The organism is Burkholderia perseverans (assembly GCF_022870505.1).
Taxonomy (GTDB): domain Bacteria; phylum Pseudomonadota; class Gammaproteobacteria; order Burkholderiales; family Burkholderiaceae; genus Burkholderia; species Burkholderia plantarii.
Map to the genome: position 1 here is coordinate 1,817,418 of NZ_CP045094.1, position 24,741 is coordinate 1,842,158.

Here is a 24,741-nt window from a genome sequence, read left to right on the forward strand (position 1 = left end):
GCTCAACGCGAGGACGCGTCGATGCCCGATTCCCTCCAGTCTTCCCCTTCCGTCGCACCGCGCGAACGTCAGGTGCAATGCGCGAGCCCGGCGGGCCTCCACCGGATCGCCTACACCGAGTGGGGCGACCCCGCCAATCCGCGCGTGCTGGTCTGCGTCCATGGCCTGACGCGCTCGGGCCGCGATTTCGACCGGCTCGCGGCGGCGCTCACCGACCGCTACCGCGTGATCTGCCCCGACGTGGCCGGGCGCGGCCGTTCCGGCTGGCTCGCCGATCCGCGCCTGTACGGCCTGCCGCAATATGTATCCGATCTGGTCACGCTGATCGCGCGGCTCGACGTCGAGCGCGTCGACTGGTTCGGCACCTCGATGGGCGGGCTGATCGGCATGGTGCTGGGCGGCCTGCCCGATACGCCGATCGCGAAGATGCTGATCAACGACGTCGGGCCGCGCATCGAGCCCGGCTCGCTCGCGCGGATCGGCGACTACCTCGGCCGCGACACCCATTACGCCTCGGAGCAGGCGGGCGTCGATCATCTCGCGGCGCTGGCCGCCACGTTCGGGCCGCTGACGGCCGACGACTGGCGCGAGATCAACCGTCCGCTGCTGCGCGAGGACCCGGCGGGCGGCTGGCGCGTGCGCTACGACCCGCGCATCGCCGAACCGTTCACGGCCACCACGCCCGAGCAGATCGCGGCCGGCGAGGCGATCCTGTGGCACTCGCTCGAGGCGTTCGCGGGGCCGCTGCTGGTGGTGCGCGGGGCCGAATCGGACCTGCTCTCGGCGGCCACCTTCGCCGAGATGAAGGCGCGCGGCCAGGCCGTGTCGGGCGTCGAGATTCCCGGCGTCGGGCATGCGCCGGCCTTCCTCGATCCGGCACAGATTACGATTGCCCGCCAATTTTTCGCCGAAGACGCGTCATAATATGCAGTTCGGCCGCGCCGCGAAGCCTGCCGCGCGCCATTTTTTCAACCCGCCGTTTTCCAACCTTTCTTTCCGGGAATTTCCATGGCAGTCATTCGTCATCACGTCGGTCCCCGTCTTTCCGAAACCGCGGTCTACAACGGCACGGTCTACCTGGCCGGCCAGATCGCCGAGGACACCGCCCAGGACATCAAGGGCCAGACGCAGGAAGTGCTGGGCCACATCGACCGCCTGCTCGCCGAAGTCAACAGCGACAAGGCGAACCTGCTGTCGGTGCAGATCTACATCACCGACATGGCGAACTTCGCCGGCATGAACGAAGTGTGGGAAGGCTGGGTCGTGCAGGGCGCCACGCCGCCGCGCGCGACCGTCGAGGCCAAGCTCGCGAACCCGGCCTGTCTCGTGGAAGTGGTGGTGGTCGCCGCGCAGAAGGCCTGAGCGCGCCGATTCCAAACTGATGCTGCGCTGATCCCGATCCCCTGCCGCCCATGAACGTCGATTCCGCCGCCCCCGTGTCGCCTGCGTTCGACGACGTGCTCGCGTTCGTCCGCGAGCACGCCGGCGACGCGCTGCAGCCGTCGGGCGAGCGGCTCGTCGATCACGCGGCCGGCATCGTCGCGATCATGCGCACGCTCAACGTCGATCCGCACGCGGTGCAGGCCGCCGCGCTGTTCGCACTGACGCCGCATCTGCATGATCCCGACGCCGAGATCACGCAGCGCTTCGGCGAGGAAGTCGCGAAGCTGGTGGCCGACACGCGCAAGCTGCTGAAGCTCGGCACCGTCAGCCTGATCGCGGCGCGCCAGGCGAGCGACGGCAGCCGCGACGCGCAGGCCGAGCGGCGCGCGCAGATCGAGGCGCTGCGCAAGATGCTGCTCGCGTTCGCGCAGGACATCCGCGTGGTGGTGATCCGGCTCGCCTCGCGGCTGCAGTCGCTGCGCTACTACGCGGCCGCCAGGCTGCAGCCGCCGCCCGACGTGGCGCGCGAGACGCTCGACATCTACGCGCCGCTCGCGAACCGGCTCGGCATCTGGCAACTGAAGTGGGAGCTCGAGGATCTCGCGTTCCGCTTCGAGGACCCCGTCACCTACAAGCGCATCGCGAAGCTGCTCGACGAGAAGCGCGTCGAGCGCGAGGCCTACGTCACGCATGCGATCGCGCGGCTCGAGCAGGAGCTTGCCGCGGCGCAGATCCAGGCCGAGGTCAGCGGCCGACCGAAACACATCTACAGCATCTGGCGCAAGATGCGCGGCAAGGAGCTCGACTTTTCCGAGCTCTACGACGTGCGGGCCTTCCGCGTGATCGTGCCCGACATCAAGGATTGCTACGCGGTACTCGGCATCGTGCATCACCTGTGGCAGCCGGTGCCGCGCGAGTTCGACGACTACATCTCGCGGCCCAAGCCGAACGGCTACAAGTCGCTGCATACTGTCGTGATCGGCGACGACGGTCGCGCGTTCGAGGTGCAGATCCGTACCCAGGAGATGCACCGCTTCGCCGAATACGGCGTGGCCGCGCACTGGCGCTACAAGGAGGCCGGCGCGCGCGGTTACGGCGGCCAGTTCTCGGCCGGCGACAAGTACGACGAGAAGATCGCCTGGCTGCGGCAGTTGCTGGCCTGGAAGGACGAGGTGTCCGACGGCGCGGCCGCCGAAGCCGGCAACGAAGCCTGGGCGCAGCTGCGCGAGACCTCGCTCGACGACGACCACATCTACGTGCTGACTCCGCAGGCGCGCGTGATCGCGCTGCCGCACGGCGCGACGCCCGTCGATTTCGCCTACCACCTGCACAGCGAACTGGGCCACCGCTGCCGCGGCGCGCGCGTGGACGGTGCGATGGTGCCGCTCAACACGACGCTCGCGAACGGCCAGACGGTCGAGATCGTCGCCGTGAAGGAGGGCGGCCCGTCGCGCGACTGGCTCAACCCGCAGCTCGGCTACCTGCAGAGCGGCCGCGCGCGCCAGAAGGTGCGCGCCTGGTTCAACCTCGTCGACCAGCAGGAAATCATCACGCGCGGGCGCGCGCTCGTCGAAAAGACGCTGCAGCGCGAGGGCAAGACCTCGGTGAACCTCGAAAGCCTCGCCGCGAAGCTCGGCTTCAGGGCGCCGGAGGAACTGTTCGCCGCGGTCGGCAAGGAAGAGTTCAGCCTGCGCCACATCGAACACGCGCTGTCCGACGCGCCGCCGCCCGAGCCCGAGGCGGAGGTGCCGGAGCAGTTCGAGAAGCGCAGCAGCGGCGCGAGCGTCGCGCACGGCGCCTCGACGGGCGTGCTGGTGGTTGGCGTCGACGCGTTGCTCACGCAGCTCGCGCGCTGCTGCCGGCCGGCGCCGCCCGATCCGATCAGCGGCTTCGTCACGCGCGGCAAGGGCATGTCGATCCATCGCAGCGACTGCGCGATGTTCCAGCGCATGGCCGAGCGCGCCCCCGAGCGCGTGTTGCAGACCACCTGGTCGGCCGACGTGCTGGGCGGACGCGGCGCGTCGGTCTATCCGGTCGACCTGATGATCGACGCGAGCGACCGGCAAGGGCTGCTGCGCGACATCTCCGAAGTGTTCGCGCGCGAGAAGATGAATGTGATCGGCGTGAAGACGCAGAGCCGGCGCAACGCGGCCGTCATGCAGTTCACGGTCGAGGTGTCGAATTCGGCGCAGGTGCAGCGCGCCTGCACGCTGCTCGGCGAGGTGGCCGGCGTGGTGCGCGCGACGCGCAAGACCTGAGCGCGTCGCGATCCGGCCCCGCGAGGCGCGGGAAGGGCGCGCCGCCGCCCGGCACGCAGGGTGCGTCAGCCCCGGACCGTTTCCCCGCGCTGCACAAAGCGCTTGTCACATCTGAAAAAGGTCCATATAATCGTGTTTCTTCAGGCTCGTAGCTCAGTTGGTTAGAGCACCACCTTGACATGGTGGGGGTCGTTGGTTCGAATCCAATCGAGCCTACCAACGACATCGGCTTCGGCGCGGCGCGCTGGAGCGGCAGTAGGCACTTCTACTCAAAAGGGCGAATACGGTTATGACACCGCGAACGTTGACCGAAACCACTTCGGAACGACGCTAGTCGAGGAACCTGTTCGCCAGTAGTTCGGATGCATCAGAATGCGGCCCCTCGAAAGCGGGGCCGCATTTTTTTTGGCTCGTTTTTCAACGCATTGCCTGCCGCTTCCAGTCGGCATCACGGAGAGTGCCCTTATGGTTTCGATACGCCTGCCCGACGGCTCAGTTCGACAGTACGAGCATCCGGTGACCGTTGCCGAAGTGGCCGCCTCGATCGGCCCCGGTCTCGCCAAGGCCGCGCTCGGCGGCAAGCTCGACGGCGAGCTCGTCGACACGTCCGCGCTGATCGATCACGACGCGTCGCTCGCGATCGTGACCGACAAGGATGCCGACGGCCTCGACATCATCCGCCACTCCGCGGCGCACTTGCTCGCCTACGCGGTCAAGGAGCTGTATCCCGAGGCGCAGGTGACGATCGGGCCGGTGATCGACAACGGTTTCTACTACGACTTCTCGTACAGCCGGCCGTTTACGCCGGAAGACCTCGAGAAGATCGAGAAGCGCATGCAGGAACTCGCGAAGAAGGACGAGCCGGTGTCGCGGCGCGTCGTCTCGCGCGCCGAGGCGGTGGACTACTTCCGCAGCATCGGCGAGAAGTACAAGGCCGAGATCATCGAATCGATTCCGTCGAGCGACGAGATCAAGCTCTACTCGCACGGCGGCTTCACCGACCTGTGCCGCGGCCCGCACGTGCCGTCCACCGGCAAGCTGAAGGTGTTCAAGTTGATGAAGGTGGCCGGCGCCTACTGGCGCGGCGACTCGAAGAACGAGCAGCTGCAGCGCATCTACGGCACCGCCTGGACGAAGAAGGAAGACCAGGACGCCTACCTGCACATGCTCGAAGAGGCGGAGAAGCGCGACCACCGCAAGCTCGCCAAGCAGCTCGACCTGTTCCACATGCAGGAAGAGTCGCCGGGCATGGTGTTCTGGCACCCGAAGGGGTGGACGCTCTGGCAGCAGGTCGAGCAGTACATGCGCCGCCGCGTGAACGACGCCGGCTATCTCGAGATCAAGACGCCGATGATCATGGACCGCTCGCTCTGGGAAGCGTCGGGCCACTGGCAGAACTACCGCGAGAACATGTTCACGACCGAGTCGGAGAAGCGCGACTACGCGATCAAGCCGATGAACTGCCCCGGTCACGTGCAGGTGTTCAATTACGGTCTGCGCTCGTATCGCGACCTGCCGCTGCGCTACGCCGAATTCGGCTCGTGCCACCGCAACGAGGCATCGGGCGCGCTGCACGGCCTGATGCGCGTGCGTGGCTTCGTGCAGGACGATGCGCACATCTTCTGCACCGAGGACCAGTTCATCGCCGAGTCGATCGCGTTCAACGAACTCGCGATGAGCGTCTACAAGGATTTCGGGTTCGATCAGATCGCCATCAAGCTGTCGCTGCGTCCGGAGCAGCGCGCCGGCACCGACGAAACCTGGGACCGCGCCGAGCAGGGGTTGCGCGACGCGCTGACCGCCTGCGGGCTCGAGTGGGAAGAGCTGCCGGGTGAAGGTGCGTTCTACGGCCCGAAGATCGAGTACCACATCAAGGACGCGCTCGGCCGTTCGTGGCAATGTGGCACGCTGCAGCTCGACATGGTGCTGCCGGAGCGCCTCGGCGCCGAGTACGTGGCCGAGGACAACGGCCGCCGCCGGCCGGTCATGCTGCACCGCGCGATCGTCGGTTCGATGGAGCGTTTCCTCGGAATTCTGATCGAGCACCATGCCGGCGCGATGCCCGCCTGGCTCGCTCCGGTGCAGGTTGTCGTGATGAATATTGCGGAAAGCCAGACCGATTATGCGAGGTCTTTGGCCCAATCGTTGCAAAAACAAGGGCTTAGGGTGGAGGCTGATTTGCGCAACGAGAAGATTAGCTATAAAATACGCGAGCATACGCTCGAGAAAGTCCCGTACCTGCTGGTTGTCGGTGACAAAGAGCGTGAAGCACAGACGGTAGCCGTGCGTGCCCGTGGCGGCGTCGACCTTGGCGTGATGCCGGTCGAAGCCTTCGTTGAGCGCCTGCAGCAGGATCTGCGGGCGTTCAAGTAACCGCCCTGGCAGCGCGGCTCGTTTTTTTAATTTTTAGAGGAAACGTAACATCGCTACTGATAAGTCGTCGCATCGCATCAACGGTGAAATCAACGCGCCGGAAGTGCGTCTGGTCGGAGTCGATGGGGAGCCCATCGGCATCGTGAAACTCGCCGATGCCTTCCGTAAATCGGAAGAACTGGATGTTGATCTGGTGGAAATTGCGCCACAGGCCGTTCCCCCCGTTTGCCGTCTGATGGACTACGGCAAGTTCAAGTACCAGGAATCCAAGAAGCAGCACGAAGCGAAGCTGAAGCAGAAGGTCATCCAGGTCAAGGAAGTGAAGTTCCGCCCGGGTACCGACGATGGCGATTACAACGTCAAGCTTCGCAATCTGGTGCGCTTCCTCGAGGAAGGCGACAAGACGAAGATCACGTTGCGTTTCCGCGGCCGCGAAATGGCTCACCAGGAAATCGGCATGCGCATGCTCGAACGTCTGCGCACCGATCTCGACGAAGTCGGTCAGGTCGAACAGATGCCGAAGATGGAAGGGCGCCAGATGATCATGGTGCTCGCGCCGAAGAAGAAGAAGTAATCGCGATGCCGCCGCGTGATGCGCGGCGGCATCCACGCAGTTCGGCGCCACGCCCCTCGAGGGCGGCGCGCCAACCGACGGCGTCCGCGCAAGCGGCGCCGTACACAAGTGGACTGGGTTTCAAAGGGCGGAGCCAGGGCGCAAGCCAGCCGCACACCCATCTCCATCTAATAAACTGGAGTTGTTCGTCATGCCTAAGATGAAGACCAAGAAGAGCGCCGCAAAGCGCTTCGTGGTGCGTCCGGGCGGTACCGTCAAGCGCGGTCAAGCCTTCAAGCGTCACATCCTGACCAAGAAAACCACGAAGAACAAGCGCCACCTGCGCGGCGCCACGGCAGTTCATGATTCCGATCTGAACTCCGTCCGCGCAATGCTGCCGTTCGCGTAACCCTAACCGATACTCCAAGGAGAGAAACATGCCTCGAGTCAAACGTGGGGTAACCGCACGGGCCCGCCACAAGAAGATCATCAACCTGGCCAAGGGTTATCGCGGTCGCCGCAATAACGTCTACCGCATCGCCAAGCAGGCGGTGATGCGCGCCGGCCAGTACGCCTATCGCGACCGCCGCAACAAGAAGCGTGTGTTCCGCGCACTGTGGATCACGCGTATCAACGCCGCGGTTCGTCAGCACGACATGACGTACAGCGTGTTCATCAACGGCCTGAAGAAGGCGTCGATCGAACTCGACCGCAAGGTGCTGGCCGACATGGCGGTGTTCGACAAGGCTGCTTTTGCCGCGATCGTCAAGCAGGTGAAAGCCGCCGTTGCAGCCTAATTGCGAAATTAGCACTGCGTGGTCAGTTGCAGCGAAGCTCCGGTAGTTTCGGCCGCTGCAGCGAAAACGGGGCTCATCCGAGCCCCGTTTTTGTTGGATCGAGCGATTCGCTCCCCGAGAACGATTGACGTTGGAAATGATGGGATCAATGGATCTGGACCAGATTGTCGCTGACGCGAAGCAGGCCTTCGAACAGGCTGCCGATATCACCACGCTCGAAAACGAGAAGGCGCGCTTTCTCGGCAAGTCGGGCGCGCTGACCGAGCTGTTGAAAGGGCTCGGCAAACTCGATCCCGACACGCGCAAGACCGAAGGCGCGCGCATCAATGTCGCGAAGCAGCAGGTGGAAGGCGCCCTGACGGCGCGCCGCCAGGCACTCGCCGACGCGCTGCTGAACCAGCGTCTCGCCTCCGAGGCGATCGACGTGACGCTGCCGGGCCGCGGCGCCGGCGCGGGCAGCCTGCACCCGGTGATGCGCACCTGGGAGCGTGTCGAGCAGATCTTCCGCTCGATCGGCTTCGATGTCGCCGATGGTCCCGAGATCGAAACCGACTGGTACAACTTCACCGCACTGAACAGCCCGGAGAACCATCCGGCGCGTTCGATGCAGGATACCTTCTACGTCGACGGCAAGGATGCCGACGGCCGCCAACTGCTGCTGCGCACGCACACGAGCCCGATGCAGGTGCGTTACGCGCGCATGAACCGGCCGCCGATCAAGGTGATCGCGCCGGGCCGCACCTATCGCGTCGACAGCGACGCGACGCATTCGCCGATGTTCAACCAGGTCGAGGGCCTGTGGATCGACGAGAACGTCAGCTTCGCGGACCTGAAGGGCGTCTACACCGACTTCCTGAAGAAATTCTTCGAGCGCGACGACATCCTCGTGCGCTTCCGCCCCTCGTATTTTCCGTTCACCGAGCCGTCGGCCGAGATCGACATGATGTTCGAGCACGGCAGGAACGCCGGCAGGTGGCTCGAGATCTCGGGCTCCGGCCAGGTCCACCCGACGGTGATCCGCAACATGGGTCTCGACCCGGAGCGCTATATTGGTTTCGCGTTCGGCAGCGGCCTCGAACGGCTCACGATGCTGCGCTACGGCGTGCAGGACCTGCGTCTGTTCTTCGAGAACGATCTGCGCTTCCTGCGCCAGTTCGCGTGACCCGCCGCGCGGCGCGCCCCCGAGCGGGCGCCTCGCCGCGCACCCCCGGGTATCGATCTAACCTGTTTCGAACGTAGACACTCATGCAATTCCCTGAATCCTGGTTGAGAACCTTTGTCGATCCGCAACTGACGACTGACGAGCTGTCGCACGCGCTGACGATGGCCGGGCTCGAAGTCGAGTCGCTGCGCCCGGCCGCGCCGCCGACCTCGCGCATCGTCGCCGGCCGCGTCCTCGAAGTGGTCAAGCATCCGGACGCGGACAAGCTGAACGTCTGCCAGGTCGATGCCGGCACGGGCACGACGCTGAACATCGTCTGCGGCGCGCCGAACGTCGCGCCCGGCATCAAGGTGCCGGTCGCGCTGGTCGGCGCGGAACTGCCGCCGGCCGAGGAAGGCGGCGAGCCGTTCCTGATCCGGCTGTCGAAGCTGCGCGGCGTCGAGAGCCAGGGCATGCTCTGCTCGGCGCGCGAGCTGAAGCTGTCCGACGATCACAGCGGCCTGATGATCCTGCCCGAGGACACGCCGATCGGCCGCGACATCCGCGAGGTGCTGAACCTCGACGATACGATCTTCGAAATCAAGCTGACGCCGAACAAGGCCGACTGCCTGTCGGTGTACGGCATCGCGCGCGAGACCGCCGCGATCACGGGCGCGCCGCTGAAGGCCGTCGCGTTCGCGCCGGTCGCGACCGGGCTGAGCGAAACGCTGCCGGTGCGGATCTCCGCGCCGGATCTGTGCGGCCGTTTCTCGGGCCGCGTGATTCGCGGCGTGAATGCGCGCGCGAAGACGCCGCAATGGATGGTCGAGCGCCTCGCGCGCTCGGGGCAGCGCAGCGTGTCGGCGCTGGTCGACATCTCGAACTACGTGATGTTCGAACTCGGCCGCCCGTCGCACGTGTTCGATCTCGACAAGATCCACGGCGCGATCGACGTGCGCTGGGGCAAGCGCGGCGAGACGCTGAAGCTGCTGAACGGCAACACGGTCGAGCTCGACGAGACGGTCGGCGTGATCGCCGACGAAGGGCAGGTCGAGAGCCTGGCCGGCATCATGGGCGGCGACAGCACGGCCGTCACGCTCGACACCACCAACATCTATCTCGAAGCGGCGTTCTGGTGGCCGGACAGCATCCGCGGCCGCTCGCGCAGGTACAACTTCGCGACCGACGCGGGCCACCGCTTCGAGCGCGGCGTCGACTATTCGACCACCGTCGAGCATCTCGAACGCATCACGCAGCTGATCCTCGAGATCTGCGGCGGCCAGGCCGGCCCGGTCGACGACCAGGCGGTGAACCTGCCGTCGCGCACGCCGGTCGCGATGCGCGTGGCGCGCGCGAACCGCATCATCGGCGTGGCGATCGGCGCCGACGAGATCGCCGAGATCTTCACGCGCCTCGGCCTGCGCTTCGAGCGCGACGGCGACACCTTCCTGGTCACGCCGCCGCCGCATCGCTTCGACATCGAGATCGAGGAAGACCTGATCGAGGAAGTCGCGCGCATCTACGGCTTCGAGAAGATCCCGGCGCGTCCGCCGGTGGCGACGAGCGAGATGCGCGCCACCAACGAGACGCAGCGCTCGATCCACACGGTCCGCCATGCGCTCGCCGCGCGCGATTACGCCGAGACGGTCAACTTCAGCTTCGTCGACGCCGACTGGGAGCGTGACTTCGCCGGCAACACGAACCCGGTGCGCCTGCTCAACCCGATCGCGAGCCAGCTGTCGGTGATGCGCACCACGCTGTTCGGCAGCCTCGTCAACGTGCTGCGCCACAACCTGAACCGCCGCGCGGACCGCGTGCGCGTGTTCGAGGCCGGCCGCGTGTTCCTCGCCGATCCCGCGATCGCGGCCGGCGAGCTGACGGTCGAGGGCTACGCGCAGCCGAAGCGCGTCGGCGCGCTGGCCTACGGCCCGCTGCTCGACGAGCAGTGGGGCGCGCCCACGCGCCAGGTCGATTTCTTCGACGTGAAGGGCGACATCGAGGCGCTGCTCGCGCCGGCGGTGGCGCGTTTCGTGAAGGCCGAGCACCCGGCGCTGCATCCGGGCCGCAGCGCGCGCATCGAGCTCGACGGCCGCGCGGTCGGCTGGATCGGCGAGCTGCACCCGCGCCTGATGCAGCAATACGAGCTGCCGCACGCGCCCGTGATGTTCGAGATCGATACCGACGCGCTGATCGCGCGCGCGCTGCCGGTGCCGACCGATGTGTCGAAATTCCCGCCGGTGCGCCGTGATATCGCCGTGGTGGTCGATCAGGGCGTCGAGGCGCAGGCGCTGTTCGACGCGATGCGGAGCGCACTCGCCGGTGACGCATGCAAGTTCGTCCAGAAGGTTGTACTCTTTGACGAATTTCGTGCAAAATCAAATACTTCCGGTGGTCTCGCGGCGCATGAGAAAAGCCTGGCGTTCCGCGTCACCTTGCAGGATCCCGCCGGGACGCTGCAGGACGAAGTGGTCGATCTCGCGATCCAGGCCCTCGTCGACAGCCTGCGTGGCCATGGCGCGCGATTGCGCGGCTGACACGCGAAGCCGGCCGGAACGCATCGGGTTCCGGCCAGTTTTGTCCAGGGATAATGCGCAAGTTTTGCAGATATGAACGACATGAACTCGAGTGAATTCGAAGCCCTCCTGACGGCGCAGCGCAGCGCCCTGAACCGCGACGTCGCGCCGGCACCGTCCGGCGAGACGCCGACGCTGACGAAGGCGGAGCTGGCCGAGCTGTTGTTCGACAGCGTCGGGCTCAACAAGCGCGAAGCGAAGGACATGGTCGAGGCGTTCTTCGAGGTGATCCGCGACGCGCTCGAAAACGGCGAGAGCGTGAAGCTGTCGGGTTTCGGCAACTTCCAGTTGCGCGACAAGCCGCAGCGTCCGGGGCGCAATCCGAAGACGGGCGAGGCGATTCCGATTGCCGCGCGCCGCGTCGTCACGTTCCATGCGAGCCAGAAGCTCAAGGCGCTCGTCGAGAACGGCTCGGACACGCCGATCCCCCGCTGACGGATACGCCGTTTTCCGCCGCGCGGCCGCCGCGCCCCTTAACGACGGTTGACTGACGATGACATCGACGGTTGAGAAAGTCGTGTTGCCCCCGATTCCCGCGAAGCGCTACTTCACGATCGGTGAAGTCAGCGAGTTGTGCGGTGTGAAGCCGCACGTGCTGCGCTATTGGGAGCAGGAGTTTACGCAGCTGCGTCCGGTGAAGCGCCGTGGCAACCGGCGCTATTACCAGCACCACGAAGTGCTGTTGATCCGGCGGATTCGCGAGCTGCTCTACGAGCAGGGCTTCACGATCAACGGCGCGCGCAACCGGCTCGATTCGCCTGGCGCGGATCGGGCTGCGCCGGGTGAGGCACAGGAAGAACTGTTTCCGGCCGCCGCGGCTGCTGCTGCGGGCGAGGAGCCGGTCGCCGGCGTCGACGTCGATCAGCTGCGGCGCGCGTTGCTCGACGTGATCGACGGCCTCGGCCGCAAGCCATGAAGCGATGATCATCCACGCGCGGCGCCCGATGCCGCGCGCGCATGACCCGATCGGCCCGCCAGGCGCATGACGCCTCGCGGGCCGATCGCTTTTATCCATGCGGATTCGTTCACGGGGCGGCGAGCGGATCGGCCTTGCCGAGATCGACGAGCAGCGTGCCGTCGGCCGCCATCCGCACCGAGCCCTTCGAGACCTGCTCGCGATAGCCATACAGGTCGAAGCGCATCGGCCCCGCCTGCGCGGTGTTCTCGATCAGCGCGCGCAGGTTGGTTTCGAGCACGTTGAACATCTTCATGTCGCCGCCTTCCATCCAGATGTAGCTCGTCGCGCTGCCGGCGGCCGGCTTCGGCAGCGGCGGCGCGTCGCTCGCGCGGTGGAACGTGAGCCGCAGCCCGCCCGGCTCGACGTGCGTCTCGGCGAGCTGACCGTTCAGCACGGGCGGCGGGAACACCGTGTATTGATCGAGCACCAGCGAGTCGCCCTTCAACTCGGCGCCGCGCCGGCGCAGCGGCGTCAGCGACGCGAGCTCGATGCCGAGCGCATGCAGCAGCTTCGCCTGCGGCACGCCGAGCACCGACACCTGCGACGGCGTATAGGCGATGTGGCGGCCGTCGAGCACGCGGATACTGCCCGTCATCGAGGTCGGCAGCCAGACGCCCGGCGGCACGTGATTCCAGAGCCGGATGCCGCCCGTCACGCGCAGCTGCGTGCCGTCGGGCGCGAGCTTCAGGTCGTTGAGCGCGCGCGGCGTGTAATCGAGCAGATAGTCGTTGAACAGCGCGTTCATGGCCGGCCACGGTTCGAGCACCGAGCCGCCGAGGATGCGGATGTCGTACTGGTTCGGATCGTCGAGATCGACCGGCTCGCCGGGGTGGCGCGGCACCATCGTGGCGTCGAGCTGGTCGACGTGGAAGCCGATGTTGCCGGTGAGGTAGAAATCGACGTTGCGCAGCTGGATCGTGGTCGCGCGGCCGGAGACGTGGCGTTCGTCGGCGGGAGCGGAGGCGGGGGCCGCGGCGCTGCTGGCGAGCGCGTCCGTGAACCAGCGACGGCGTGCCTCGCGCAGCGCCGCCTGCTGCGCATCGGCGAAGCTGTCGTTAAGGCGCGCGCCGGCCGCGCCGATCGCATCGGCGGGCGGCGTGGCTCCCGAATAGGAAGGAATCCGAATCGTCATCGCACCACTCGGCGCGAAGTTGAAATAGCCGGCCGAGACCTGCTCGCGGTAGTGATAGAGATCGAACACGAACGGGGCGCCGTCGGGCGCGGCGCGCGCGGGGCCGATCAGGATGTCGGCGTTCATCGGCATCGAGCGCATGAACTTCACGTCCCCGCCGCGAATCAGCATCGCCTGACGCGGCGCGCCGTCGGGCATCGCGAAACCGGCCTGCGTGCCGTCGTCGAACGCGAGATCGAGGCCGGCCGGCGTGATCCGCAGCGCGACCACGGTCAGCTTCAGGCGCGGCGGCGGCATCAGTTCGTCGACCTGCATCACGAGGTCGTCGCCGACCAGTTTCGCGACCGGCGTGTCGATCTTCAGCAGATCCGACATCCTGACGTTCGCCGCGCGCATCACGGGATTCGCGTCGAGGCCCTGGACCCGGATCGCGGTCGGATGGAACACCAGCTCGCTGCCGCCGCGCACCGACAGCTTGCCGGTCAGCGCGAACGGCACCCAGCCGCCGCGCTGCATCTCGCCCCTCAGGTGGATCTCGCCGTCGCCGGCCGACACCTGCAGCCTGCGCAGCGGTGCGTTGCGATAGCCGAACAGGTAGCGGTCGAACACGGCGGTGAGCTTGGCGTCGTCGAGCGTGACGATGCCGCGATGCACGTCGATGCCGAAGCTCGACGGATCGTCGAACACGACCGGCGCCCCTGCATGGGCCGGCACGAGCGTGGCGGACAGCTGGTGGACGTAGAAGCCGAGATCGCCGACCACGCGGAAGTCGACGTCGCGCAGCAGCGTGATCGAGCCGTTCTGGCCGGAGTCGCGCAGCGTGACGGGGCGCGGCTGCGCGAGCCGGATCGCCGCGAGCGACGGGACCGTGCGCGCGGCCTGCTGCTCGCGCTGCAATTGCACGGCCTTGTCGCGTTCGAGCTGCGGGGCCGTGCCGCCGGCATCGGTGCCGGCATGGGCCGCCGGGTCCGCGCAGCCGGTGCCGCACAGCGACGCGGCCAGCACCAGCAGGGCCGGCATCCGCGACAGCCCGTGCCATGGGCGCACGCGTGCGAGGCGCGCGCCGGCGGCACGCGACGCGATTTTCCGCATGTTGGTCGTCTCCCTGTCGTTCGGGCCATGGCGCGGCAGGCTCGCCGGCCCGAGGTGTCATGTCGTTCGACTTGTCCGACTGTCATTTTGAAGTCTGGCATAGGCCGCGTAGAGAAGCGGCACCAAACAGCGGGGCGCTCTGCTGCGGCGCGGCGGAACGCGATGGCCAAGCGAAACGCGGGCGCCGCCGCACGCCGATTCAAACGCGCCGATTCAAACGGACGTATGAGCGAAACCGCGCGGCCGCATCGTGTAGTGGCGGGACCAGTCCGTCTCTTTTGCGTTTAAATTGCGCCGATTTCACGCTTTGTCCGGCTTTCATCGGATAAATGCCGGATGGGATGCTCAGGATTCCGTTGTATCGGTACCAAGCGAGCAAAATATCGGCGCGCGAGAATTTTCCCGACATTGATGCGAGGTATGATGGCCACATAAATTAAGTAGATTACAGACCACGGGGTTGGAACAATGAAGGGTTTGTTGGGGCGTTTCCTTGCCGAAGAAGCAGGGACGACCGCGATCGAATACGGGTTGATCGTGGGTGCGATCGCAGGTGTGGCGGGGTATGTGGCCACGAATCTCAGTAACAACGTCAGCCAGGCGTTCAGTTTCGCCGCCAGTTTCTTTCATCAGTTTTAAAGGATCGGGCACGGCTTGCGCCGTGCCCTGATCCATGCGGCACGCGCGAATCGCGCCGCGGGCGGCGAGTGTGCCGACAGCCGGTACGCCGCCGGGCACGCATGCGAGCCGCGCCGGGGTCTCAGATCTCGGTGCTCAGTTGCGCGAGCGTCTTCAAGGCCGCGTCGATCTTCGCGTCGAACGGCATGCCCGCGCTGAGCCGCAGGCAGTTGCTGAACTTGTTCGTGTTCGAGAAGATCGAGCCCGGGCAGATGCGGATGCCCTTGTCGAGCGCCTTGTCGAACAGCCGGTCGGTGTTCAATTCGTCGGGCAGCGTGACCCAGAGCAGCAGGCCGGCGCCCGGCTGCGTCACGGTGGTGCCGGCCGGGAAATAGCGCAGCACCGCGTCGATCACCTGCGCGCGCTGATCCTTGAGCAGCCGGTTCATGCGCCGCATGTGCCGGTTGAAGGTGCCGCCCGACGTGAAGTCGGCCACCACCAGCTGGGACATCTCTTCGCGATGGCGCGATACCGCGTACATCAGCATCTTGATCCGGTTCTGCCACTTCCCGCCGATCAGCCAGCCCACCCGCGAGCCGGGCGACAGCGACTTGTTGAACGAATTGCAGTAGATGACGTTGCCGCTCTGGTCCCATGCCTTGATCGGCTTGGTGCTGGCCGGGCTCGGCAGGAACGCGCCGTAGGTGTCGTCCTCGATGATCGCCACGTGGTGCTTCTCGCACAGCGCCACCATCCGTTGCTTGGCCGCGTCCGACATCACGCTGCCGAGCGGGTTCTGCACCGACGGCATGCAGACCACGGCATGGATGCTGCCCATGTGGTTGATCGCGAACTCGAGCGCGCTGACCGAGATGCCGGTCTGCGGATCGGTGGGGATCTCGATGGCCCGCAGCCCCAGTGACTCGATGATCTGCAAGATACCGAAATAACACGGCGACTCGATCGCGACGATGTCGCCCGGCCCGGTGACGGCGCGCAGCGCGAGCGACAGCGCCTCGCTGCAGCCGTGCGTGACGAGCACGGTGTCCGCATCGACATGCAGGCCGCGCGTGAGCGAGGTGCGGGCGATCGCCTCGCGCAGCTTGCGCACGCCGTCGGTCTCCGGGCCCGCATCGTAAAGGCTCGGCCGCGCGCGCAGGATGCGCAGCATGGTGTCGCGCAGCGCCGCGCCCGGATAGAGGGACGGAGCGCACACGGCCCCGGCCAGGTCGATCTTCGGCTGGCGCTGCTGGCCGCGCGCGAGCGTGACCGAAATGCGTTCGTGAACGCCCACGTAATCGGCCGGATCGATCCGCTCGGCGGGCACTTCCATGCGGCTTTCCTGCTGAACCGGAACCGGGGCCTTGATCGGTTTGCGCGAACGGACGAAGTAGCCGGTTCTCGGTTTCGCTTCCACATAACCCTGCATCTCGAGCACTCGGCACGCTTCCACCGCCGTGGAAATCGACACGTGATGCAGCGCCATCAATTCCCGCAAGGACGGCAGTCGCTCACCTTCCGCGAGAAACCCGTTTTCGATGGCCTTCGCGTAGTGCTCCGCGAGCAAACGATATTTCGTGTGCATTTTTCTTGTACTAAAGACCGGTATAGATCCGGAAAATTATACCAGTACAGGGATGCAGAATCGGCAACTAAGCCGGTGAATTTTTCATATTTTTGTGCGTGTTCAGTGATGAGCAAATACACGAAGATGTCGATCGTTCGAAACCAAAAGAAATAAATCCGATTTTTCGATGCGAATCGATTTCGGATGCGAGCGGCAATTTACCGAGGGCATTTCTTTAACCTTTCATTGCGGTAAGCCGGGATTGGCCGGCAAGGCCGTGATGCCGGCGCCGTGAGGCGCGGTCGGTTGCCGCGCGCATATTTGATACGTATCAAGCGTTCTCCGGATTGGCCATCCGGCGGACATCGCCCGCCCGTTATCGGCGGATTGGCGATTTGATGTGTTGAGAAACTTGGCGTTTCAGAACATCAGCAAATTAAGCGATCTTCACCAGGAGAGACTGTGGACGCTGAAAAATTCAAAGCCTATAACGCCAAATCGATTGCGAATTCGCCATACTGGTCGCGAATTCCCGACGAGATTAAAGGCGCGCTCGGATCGATTTCCCGGGTGCTGCCATTCCGGATCAACGAATATGTATTGCGCGAGCTGATCGACTGGGATCGGGTGCCCGACGATCCGGTGTTCCGACTGACGTTTCCGCACCCCGAGATGTTGCCGGCGGACGATTATCGACGCTTGCGCGAATTGCTCGCGGACGGTGCGGACCCGGCTGCCGGCGCGCGTTATATCGACATGCTGCGGCATCGCATGAATCCGCATCCGGCCGGGCAGATGACGCACAACGTGCCGATGCTCGACGGCCGGCCGCTGCCCGGCCTGCAGCACAAGTACGCCGAAACCGTGCTGTTCTTCCCGGCCGCGGGGCAGACCTGCCACGCGTACTGCTCGTTCTGCTTTCGCTGGCCGCAGTTCATCGGCGCCGAGGACATGAAGTTCAACGCGCGCGAATCGGACGAGCTGAGCCGCTATCTGCGGCTGCATCCGGAAGTCACCGACGTGCTGATCACGGGCGGCGATCCGATGGTGATGAACGCCGAATCGCTGGCAGGCTACATCGAGCCGCTACTGGCCATCCCGCATCTGCAGAACATCCGCATCGGCACCAAGTCGGTCGCCTACTGGCCGCAGCGCTTCGTGACCGACAAGGACGCCGACGCCGTGCTGCGGCTGTTCGAGCGTGTGGTCGCGCACGGCAAGAACCTGTCGGTCATGGCGCACTACAACCACCCGGCCGAGCTGCGCCCGGAGATCGCCCGGCGCGCCGTGAAGCGGATCGTCGGGACCGGCGCGACGGTGCGGATGCAGTCGCCGATCGTGCGCCACATCAACGATTCGGCCGAGACCTGGCAGGAGCTGTGGACCACCGGCGTGCGGCTCGGCGCGATTCCGTACTACATGTTCGTCGAACGCGATACCGGGCCGCAGCGCTATTTCGAGCTGCCGCTCGTCGACGCGTATGACATCTTCAGGACTGCATATCAGCGCGTGTCGGGACTGTCGCGCACCGTGCGCGGCCCGTCGATGAGCACGCTGTACGGCAAGGTGCTGGTGGACGGCGTCGTCACGCTCGGCGGCGAGAAGGTGTTCGCGCTGCAGTTCCTGCAGGCGCGCGATCCCGACTGGGTGCGCCGGCCATTCTTCGCGAAGTTCGATCCGCAGGCCGTCTGGTTCGATGAATTGCAGCCGGCGTTCGGCGAGCCCGCGTTCTTCTTCCAGACGGGCGCCGCCGCGCCGCGCGTGCGCGAGCCGATCTACCTGACGCAGGCCGACGCGGCCGAATCCTCCCTCACGCTTGCGAGCTGACGACATGAACAACCTGGTCCAGGCGGAACGACTCCGCCAACTCTGCGAGACGGCCGCGCTGCGGCGCGGCCTGAGCGCGACCCACGGAGCGTGGTTCGCGGACGGCCTGATCCGCACCTCGCTGATGGGCATCGACACGCACGGCGTGCGGCTGCTGCCGCTCTACCTTCGCGAACTCGACGAAGGGCGCAGCAATCCCGAGCCGGCGCTGCGCACCGTGCGGCGCTTTCACGGCACGGCGCTCCTCGACGCCGACGCCGCGCCGGGCGTGGTGGCCGGCAGCCACGCGGCGCGCCTCGCCAGCGAGCTGGCGCGCGAGTGCGGGGTGGGCGTGGTGGCGGTGGCGAACTCGAATCACTTCGGCGCCGCCTCGGTGTACGGCGAATGGATCGCCTCGCAAGGGCTGGTCGGCATCGTGACCACCAGCGCCGCGGCACGCATGGCGCCGTTCAACGCGACGCGCGCGATGTTCGGCACCAATCCGATCTGCTTCGCCGCGCCGGCCCGCGACGGCGACCTGTACCTGCTCGACATGGCCACCAGCCAGATCTCGTACTCGCAGGTCAAGCACTTCCGCCGCAACGGCATGGCGCTGCCGCCGGGCTGGGCGCTCGACGCCGACGGCCAGCCGGTGACCGACCCGGCGCAGGTGGTCTCGCTCGCGACGCTGGGCGGCTACAAGGGGCAGGGGCTCGCGATGATGGTGCAGATCCTCAGCTGCCTGCTCACCGCGATGCCGCTCGATCACGCGCTGACGCATCTCGACGCCGAGCCCTACGACCGCGGCCGCGAGATCGGCCACTGCCTGATCGCGATCGATCCGGCGCGCTTCGGCCCGCTCGACAACTTCACCGCCGGCGTGTCCGCGCTGATGCAGGCGATCCGCGAGACGCCCGCCGTGGACGGCGAGCGCGTGCGGGTCGCGGGCGACCCGCAGAAGGCCTCGATCGCGCGTCGCACCGAGCACGGCATCCCGCTGAACGACGACGAGTGGCGCGGCCTGCAGGCCGAAGCCGGACGTCTCGGCCTCGGCCATCTCTTTTCGACCGATCACATGCAGCACAAGGAGACCGCATGACGACCCCCAACAACCTGCCGTTCGACCAGCGCGACGGCCAGATCTGGTTCGACGGCGAATTCGTCGAGTGGAAGAGCGCGAAGATCCACGTGCTCACGCATGGCCTGCATTACGCGAGCTGCGTCTATGAAGGCGAGCGCGTCTACGCGGGGCAGGTGTTCCGGCTGCGCGAGCACACCGAGCGGCTCTACCGCTCCGCGCACACGCTCGACTTCGCGCTGCCGTACACGCCCGAGCAGATCGAGGCGGCCACCGCCGAGCTGATCGAGCGCAACGGCATCGTCGAGGGCTACGTGCGCCCGGTGGCGTGGCGCGGCTCGGAGCAGATCTCGACCTCGGCGCGCGCGAGCCGCATCCACGTCGCGATCGCCTGCTGGAGCTGGCCGAGCTACTTCGATCCGGAGGCCAAGAAGCGCGGCATTACGCTCGAGACCGCCGCCTGGCGCCGCCCGCCGCCTTCGGCGAGCCCGTTCGCGGCGAAGGCGTCGAGCCACTACATGATCGCCACGCTCTGCAAGCACCACGCGGAGGACCACGGCTTCCAGGACGCGCTGATGCTCGACTGGCGCGGCCACGTCGCCGAGGCGACCAGCGCGAACGTGTTCTTCGTGCGCGACGGCGTGCTGCATACGCCGGTGCCCGACTGCTTCCTCGACGGCATCACGCGGCAGACCGTGATCGGGCTCGCGCGCGAGCGCGGCCTGACGGTGATCGAGCGGACCATCCTGCCGGAGGAGCTCGGCAGCTTCAGCGAGTGCTTCGTGACCGGCACGGCGGCCGAGGTCTGCCCGGTCGGCCGCATCGACGCGCACGAATTCACGCCGTCGGCCATCACGTTCGACCTGATGGCCGCCTATTCGGCGCTGGTCCGTCAACCCGAAGGAGTTGAGATCCATGCCTGACACGCTCGACATCGAGATCCACGACAGCGCCGCGCTGCTCGACACCGCGCGCGAGGAACTGGACCGCCAGGGCTGGACCGTGCTGCCGCCGCAGGCGCTCGGCGCCGGCGTGCGCGAGACGCTCGCGCGCTTCGGCACCATCGTGCCGCAATACAACGGCCAGGACACCTGGGAGGTGAAGGTCAAGCCCGGCTTCGAGAAGGTGCCGTATTCGCAGAGCCGCAACGGCATCGGCCCGCATACCGAGGTGCCGGTCGGTGCGCCGCCGCCGCGCTATCTGGCGCTGCACTGCCACCGCCAGGCGCGCTGCGGGCAGGGCCATACGCGGCTCGCCGACGGCCTTGCGTTCTGCCGCTCGCTCGCCCCGGAGCTGCAGCGCTTCGTGAGCGAGACGCCCGTCACGTTCGCGGCCACGCTGGTGCCCGGCACCCACACGCGCCAGACGCTGACGGTGCCGATCATGAGCCGCGACGGCGAGCGGCCGGTGTTTCGCTTCAGCTACAACCAGTTCCTGTACGGCGACGTCAATCCGTCGGAGGACGCGCTCGAACGCGCATCGGCCGGCGAGGGCGCCGACACGCCGCTCGCGCGTCTCGCGAAGCTGGCACAGGCGTATTTCGAAGCGGACGCCGTGCCGGTGCTGATCCCGGACGGCCACCTGCTGATCTGGGACAACCATCGGCTGATCCACGCGCGCAGCACGTTCACCGATCCCGAACGCCACCTGACGCGCTACTGGCTGCAAACCGCACACTGAGGAATCACGATGACCATCACCAACACGACGTTGCTCACGCAACTGAACAACGCCTGGCCGCGCCGCGCCACCGTCTGCGACATGGCGAAATTCCGCGTCGAGGGCGAGTTCGACCCGACGCGCGCCGACTATCCGGCGGCGCTGGTGCCGTTCTTCACGCACGACGCGATCCAGCGGCTCGACGACCCGCTGCGGCAGGCGATCCTGACCTGGGGCTGGATCGGCTACAACCGTCGCACGGTGGCCGCCGAGGACCTGGTCGTCAATCCCGCGCTGAACTATCTGGCCAGCGAGATCCTGGCCGGCGACGACTGGGTGTTCACCGAGTCGGTGCGGCAGACGCTGATCGACGAGCACTACCACACGCTGATGCACCTGAACGCGATCCAGCGTACCCGCAGGCAGCGTGGGATCACGACCGACATGGAACTGCCGATGTCGGTGACCTACCGCGAACTCGAGGCGCTGAAGGCGACGCTGGCCGAGCCGTGGCAGCGCCAGCTGGCCGCCGTGGTGTTCGCGACCGTGGCCGAGATCAGCGTCAACGCGTTCCTCGACATCCTCGCCGACGACGAGACGATCCAGCCGCAGAACCGCAGCGTCGCGCAGCTTCACAACCGCGACGAGTATGCACACAGCAAGACGCTCGGCGAGATCAGCAAGGTGGTGTTCCACCGCCTGAACGCGAAGCAGAAGGTGTTCTTCATCGAGACGCTGCCGGTCGCGCTGCGCGCGTTCGTGGCGCAGGACTTCTCGATGTGGGAGGCGATCCTGCGCCAGCTCGGCGTGCCCAACGGCGCCGGGATCGTGCGCGAGTGCCGCCAGCCCGGCACCGGCAACACGCTGACGCGCGACTACAGCGGCCTGCACCGGCTCGCCGACGAGCTCGGCATCCTCGGGCAGCTCGATTTCGAGTTCGCCGGCACCACGCGGATCGCGCATTGAGCGCGGCCCGCCGGCCCCCGACGTCCATCATGCAACCCGCTTCAGGAATGCTCCCCATGACCGCCCCGACACCGCCGCTCTACGAGGTCTACGCGCTTCGCATCGGCAGTAACGCGCAACGCACCGCGCGCGAAAACTTCTTCTTCGACGCCTGCTGCGGACCGCCCGACGCCTCGATGCCGCTCGACTATTTCTTCTGGGTGGTGCGCGACGCCAGCCGGACCGTGATCGTCGACACGGCGTTTCCGATCTCGACCGGCGTGCGCCGCGAGCGGCAGATGATGCGCTCGGTCGGCGACGCGCTGGCCGGCCTCGACATCGATCCGGCCAGCGTGACCGACGTGATCATCACGCACCTGCACTGGGATCACGCCGGCAATCTCGACCTGTTCCCCAACGCGCGCGTCCACGTGCAGGGCGCCGAGCTGCGTTTCTGCACCGGCACCGAGATGCGCCACCCGGCGCTGCGCAAGATCTACGATCGCGAGGACGTGCTGCAGGCCGTCGGCATCCTCTACGACGGCCGGCTCGTCGTGCATGAGGGCACCACCGAGTTCGCGCCCGGCATCGAGATGTGCCTGGTGGGCGGCCACACGCCCGGCAGCCAGGTGGTGCGCGTCGCGACGAAGCGCGGCCACGTCGTGCTGGCCGCCGACGCCGCGCATCTGTGGGCCAACGTGCGCGGCCGGCTCGCGTTTCCGATCCTGCACGATCTCGCCAAGGTGCTCGACGCGTTCGAGACCATCGACGCGCTCGCCGATGGTCCCGACCACGTGATTCCGGGCCACGATCCGCTCGTCGCGAGCGTGTTCCCGCGCTTTCGCGACGATCCGCACACCTTCTGCCTGCACGAGGACCCGCTGCCGGGCAAGGCCGTGCGGGCAGCACGCAAGGAGTCCTGAGATGACCGGGATCGTGACGCGAGGAGAGCTGTTCGACTATCAGCGGTATCGCGCGCATTTCGCCGAGGCCGAGCCGAGCGCGGTGGCGTGGTCGTGGGCCGCGATCGTGGCGCGGCTCGTCGATTCGACGCATGGCGAGCGGGGCACCTTCACGCTGAGCGCGGACGGCGCGGCCCCCGGCTGCGAGATCCTGCCCGGCATGGCCGTCAACGTGCAGGTGGTGCAGGCCGGCGCGTCCACGCGGCCGCATGCGCATGCCTGGTGGCACCTGTTCGTCGTGCAGTCCGGCAGCGGCACCGCCTATCTCGGCGCCACCGGCGAAGCGGTGAAACTTGCCACGCGCGACTTGCTGCTGGTGCCTGCTTGGTGCGAGCATGCATTCCAGTGTGATAAAGCGGCGGCGCTCATTTTGTTCAGCATGAGCAACCTGCCGCAACAGACGCGGCTCGGCAACCTGATGGCCCAGGAACCGACCGATTCCGACGACGTGCCGGCGGTCTCGCCCGCCGGAGCAGTGACCTCGACAGGATCTCATCCATGAGCGCAACGAATCTTCCCTCCGGCAACCTGGCGCAAAGCCGCGGCGACCGATACCGATGGATCGTGCTGGGCGTCGCGGCCCTGGCCCAGACCACGGCCTCGATCACCGCGCAGGGCATCTACACCTTGATCCCGTCGCTACAGACGGCGTTTCATCTGTCCGAGGGCGCCGGGGCGCTGTCGGTGTCCGCGCTCAACGGTGGGCAGGTCGTGACGATGCTGATGCTGGGCTGGCTGATCGATCGCTTCGGCGAACGCTACGTGGTCGCGTTCACGATGGTGACGATGGGGCTCTCGGCGCTGGTCGGGGCGGTGGTGTCGCCGAGCTATCTCGTGCTGCTGCTGTTCTTCGTGCTGGTGGGCACCTCGTATGCCTCGGTGCAGCCGGGCGGCACGCGCGCCATCGTGCGCTGGTTCCCGCCCGACGAGCGCGGCATGGCCACCGGCGTGCGGCAGGCGGGGCTGCCGCTCGGCACCGCGCTCGCCGCGATGGTGCTGCCGCTGCTGGCCGCCACCTACAGCTGGCGCGCCGCGCTGATGCTGCAGGGGGCGGTCGGCATCGCGGGCGGCATTTTGTTCGGACTGCTGCATCGTGACGAGCGCAACATCCCCGGCGCGCCGTCCGCCGCGCCGCCGAACCTGCTCAAGGCCGTGAAGCTGGTGGCCGGCTACTCCGCGCTGTGGCCCGTGATGCTGGCCGGGGCCGCGATGGTGACGTTCCAGTACACGTTCGCCACCCATGCGATCCCGTTCATCGCCGCGCGTTTCCATTACTCGGTGGTGGCCGCCGCGCTGCTGTTCTCGATCTCGCAGTGGCTCGGCATCGCGGGGCGCGTCGGCCTCGCCTGGATCAGCGACCGCTTCTGGCCGAACCGCCGGGTGCGCTCGCTCGGCGCCAGCATGGCGATCTGCATTGCCGCGACGATCGCGCTGCTGCTGTTGCCGGTGGGTACCTCGAACGCCGTGCTGACCGCGATCTTCTGCGTGCTCGGGCTGTTCGGCGTGGGCTGGTATCCGCTCTATCTGCTGCAGATCGCCGAGATGGCGCCGAAGACCGTGGTCGCCTCCACGATCAGCTTCTCGATGACGCTGAACATGGTCGCGATCAGCGTGGTGCCGCCGCTGTTCGGCGTGGTCGTCGATCACTCGAGTTACGGCGTGGCTTGGAGCGCGCTGTCGCTGCTGCTGGCGGCCGGGATCGTCGTGCTGTGGCGTGGTGCTTCGAAGGCCGAGCTGGCGCGCGCGAACGGTTGAACTCATGCGGCATGGCCGGTGCGCATCGCCTCGGGCCTGCGCACGGCCGGGTGCTGCCTGAACATGCATCGATACGCTTTAAAACATCCAT

Annotated in this window: 22 protein-coding genes and 1 tRNA gene; 21 read left to right on the forward strand and 2 right to left on the reverse strand. The window is 66.7% G+C overall.

Translation table 11 applies throughout. The features are described 5' to 3' along the window. Window positions 1-21: 21 nt before the first annotated feature. The 12 genes from BpN12_RS22640 to BpN12_RS22695 all read left to right on the forward strand — a co-directional run bounded on the left by BpN12_RS22640 (window position 22) and on the right by BpN12_RS22695 (window position 11,994). Entirely contained in the window at window positions 22-924 is a 903-nt protein-coding gene (locus tag BpN12_RS22640; protein ID WP_246797673.1) for an alpha/beta fold hydrolase, read from the forward strand. 84 nt (window positions 925-1,008) lie between these two features. Further along, on the forward strand, window positions 1,009-1,362 hold the full coding sequence (locus tag BpN12_RS22645; protein WP_246797674.1) for a RidA family protein: 354 nt from the start codon (window positions 1,009-1,011) through the stop codon (window positions 1,360-1,362). Between the two features lie 50 nt (window positions 1,363-1,412). Beyond that, on the forward strand, window positions 1,413-3,641 hold the full coding sequence (locus BpN12_RS22650) for a RelA/SpoT family protein (protein WP_246797675.1): 2,229 nt from the start codon (window positions 1,413-1,415) through the stop codon (window positions 3,639-3,641). A gap of 142 nt (window positions 3,642-3,783) precedes the next feature. Further along, window positions 3,784-3,860 (forward strand) — tRNA-Val (locus tag BpN12_RS22655). Window positions 3,861-4,106: 246 nt separating this feature from the next. Further along, complete coding sequence (gene thrS / locus BpN12_RS22660) at window positions 4,107-6,014, forward strand: threonine--tRNA ligase (protein WP_246797676.1); 1,908 nt, start codon at window positions 4,107-4,109, stop codon at window positions 6,012-6,014. A gap of 49 nt (window positions 6,015-6,063) precedes the next feature. After that, window positions 6,064-6,588 (forward strand): translation initiation factor IF-3, encoded by a 525-nt coding sequence (infC, locus tag BpN12_RS22665; protein ID WP_080569308.1) that lies wholly within the window; start codon window positions 6,064-6,066, stop codon window positions 6,586-6,588. 190 nt (window positions 6,589-6,778) lie between these two features. Continuing rightward, entirely contained in the window at window positions 6,779-6,976 is a 198-nt protein-coding gene (rpmI, locus tag BpN12_RS22670) for a 50S ribosomal protein L35 (RefSeq protein ID WP_004191477.1), read from the forward strand. Window positions 6,977-7,004: 28 nt separating this feature from the next. Next, complete coding sequence (gene rplT / locus BpN12_RS22675) at window positions 7,005-7,364, forward strand: 50S ribosomal protein L20 (RefSeq protein WP_004192938.1); 360 nt, start codon at window positions 7,005-7,007, stop codon at window positions 7,362-7,364. Window positions 7,365-7,512: 148 nt separating this feature from the next. Next, a complete protein-coding gene (gene pheS / locus BpN12_RS22680; RefSeq protein WP_042624689.1) occupies window positions 7,513-8,526 on the forward strand; it encodes a phenylalanine--tRNA ligase subunit alpha in 1,014 nt (337 codons plus the stop codon). Window positions 8,527-8,609: 83 nt separating this feature from the next. Next, a complete protein-coding gene (gene pheT, locus BpN12_RS22685) occupies window positions 8,610-11,039 on the forward strand; it encodes a phenylalanine--tRNA ligase subunit beta (protein WP_246797677.1) in 2,430 nt (809 codons plus the stop codon). A 72-nt stretch (window positions 11,040-11,111) separates the two neighbouring features. Continuing rightward, window positions 11,112-11,513 (forward strand): integration host factor subunit alpha, encoded by a 402-nt coding sequence (locus BpN12_RS22690; protein WP_042624691.1) that lies wholly within the window; start codon window positions 11,112-11,114, stop codon window positions 11,511-11,513. 58 nt (window positions 11,514-11,571) lie between these two features. Further along, window positions 11,572-11,994 (forward strand): MerR family transcriptional regulator, encoded by a 423-nt coding sequence (locus BpN12_RS22695; RefSeq protein WP_246797678.1) that lies wholly within the window; start codon window positions 11,572-11,574, stop codon window positions 11,992-11,994. A gap of 109 nt (window positions 11,995-12,103) precedes the next feature. On the opposite strand, the gene BpN12_RS22700 is transcribed toward BpN12_RS22695, so the two are convergent. Beyond that, the gene (locus tag BpN12_RS22700; RefSeq protein WP_425306360.1) at window positions 12,104-14,260 is read right to left on the reverse strand and encodes a hypothetical protein; all 2,157 of its coding nucleotides are present in this window, start codon (window positions 14,258-14,260) and stop codon (window positions 12,104-12,106) included. Between the two features lie 468 nt (window positions 14,261-14,728). On the opposite strand from BpN12_RS22700, the gene BpN12_RS22705 reads away from it, so the two are divergent. Further along, window positions 14,729-14,899: a Flp family type IVb pilin gene (locus BpN12_RS22705; protein WP_246797679.1), complete on the forward strand. Its 171-nt coding sequence runs from the start codon at window positions 14,729-14,731 to the stop codon at window positions 14,897-14,899. A gap of 121 nt (window positions 14,900-15,020) precedes the next feature. Here the strand turns inward: BpN12_RS22705 and BpN12_RS22710 are convergent, their stop codons facing one another. Then, on the reverse strand, window positions 15,021-16,463 hold the full coding sequence (locus BpN12_RS22710; RefSeq protein ID WP_246797680.1) for an aminotransferase-like domain-containing protein: 1,443 nt from the start codon (window positions 16,461-16,463) through the stop codon (window positions 15,021-15,023). A gap of 444 nt (window positions 16,464-16,907) precedes the next feature. Between BpN12_RS22710 and BpN12_RS22715 the strand changes: the two genes are divergently transcribed. The 8 genes from BpN12_RS22715 to BpN12_RS22750 are packed head-to-tail and all read left to right on the forward strand — an operon-like array spanning window position 16,908 to window position 24,650. After that, window positions 16,908-18,272, forward strand: a complete 1,365-nt coding sequence (locus tag BpN12_RS22715) for a KamA family radical SAM protein (protein WP_246797681.1) — start codon at window positions 16,908-16,910, stop codon at window positions 18,270-18,272. Between the two features lie 4 nt (window positions 18,273-18,276). Beyond that, window positions 18,277-19,350: an Ldh family oxidoreductase gene (locus BpN12_RS22720; protein ID WP_246797682.1), complete on the forward strand. Its 1,074-nt coding sequence runs from the start codon at window positions 18,277-18,279 to the stop codon at window positions 19,348-19,350. After that, window positions 19,347-20,252, forward strand: coding sequence for a branched-chain amino acid aminotransferase (locus tag BpN12_RS22725; RefSeq protein ID WP_246797683.1), 906 nt, complete (start codon window positions 19,347-19,349; stop codon window positions 20,250-20,252). The genes BpN12_RS22720 and BpN12_RS22725 overlap by 4 nt, the downstream gene beginning before the upstream one ends. Next, entirely contained in the window at window positions 20,245-21,009 is a 765-nt protein-coding gene (locus tag BpN12_RS22730) for a TauD/TfdA family dioxygenase (protein WP_246797684.1), read from the forward strand. The genes BpN12_RS22725 and BpN12_RS22730 overlap by 8 nt, the downstream gene beginning before the upstream one ends. A gap of 9 nt (window positions 21,010-21,018) precedes the next feature. Next, complete coding sequence (locus BpN12_RS22735; protein WP_246797685.1) at window positions 21,019-21,954, forward strand: diiron oxygenase; 936 nt, start codon at window positions 21,019-21,021, stop codon at window positions 21,952-21,954. 56 nt (window positions 21,955-22,010) lie between these two features. Then, complete coding sequence (locus BpN12_RS22740; RefSeq protein WP_246797686.1) at window positions 22,011-22,856, forward strand: N-acyl homoserine lactonase family protein; 846 nt, start codon at window positions 22,011-22,013, stop codon at window positions 22,854-22,856. 1 nt (window position 22,857) lies between these two features. Continuing rightward, complete coding sequence (locus BpN12_RS22745; RefSeq protein WP_246797687.1) at window positions 22,858-23,397, forward strand: cupin domain-containing protein; 540 nt, start codon at window positions 22,858-22,860, stop codon at window positions 23,395-23,397. Beyond that, entirely contained in the window at window positions 23,394-24,650 is a 1,257-nt protein-coding gene (locus BpN12_RS22750; protein ID WP_246797688.1) for an MFS transporter, read from the forward strand. Before BpN12_RS22745 ends, BpN12_RS22750 begins: the two co-directional genes overlap by 4 nt. Window positions 24,651-24,741 lie beyond the last annotated feature (91 nt).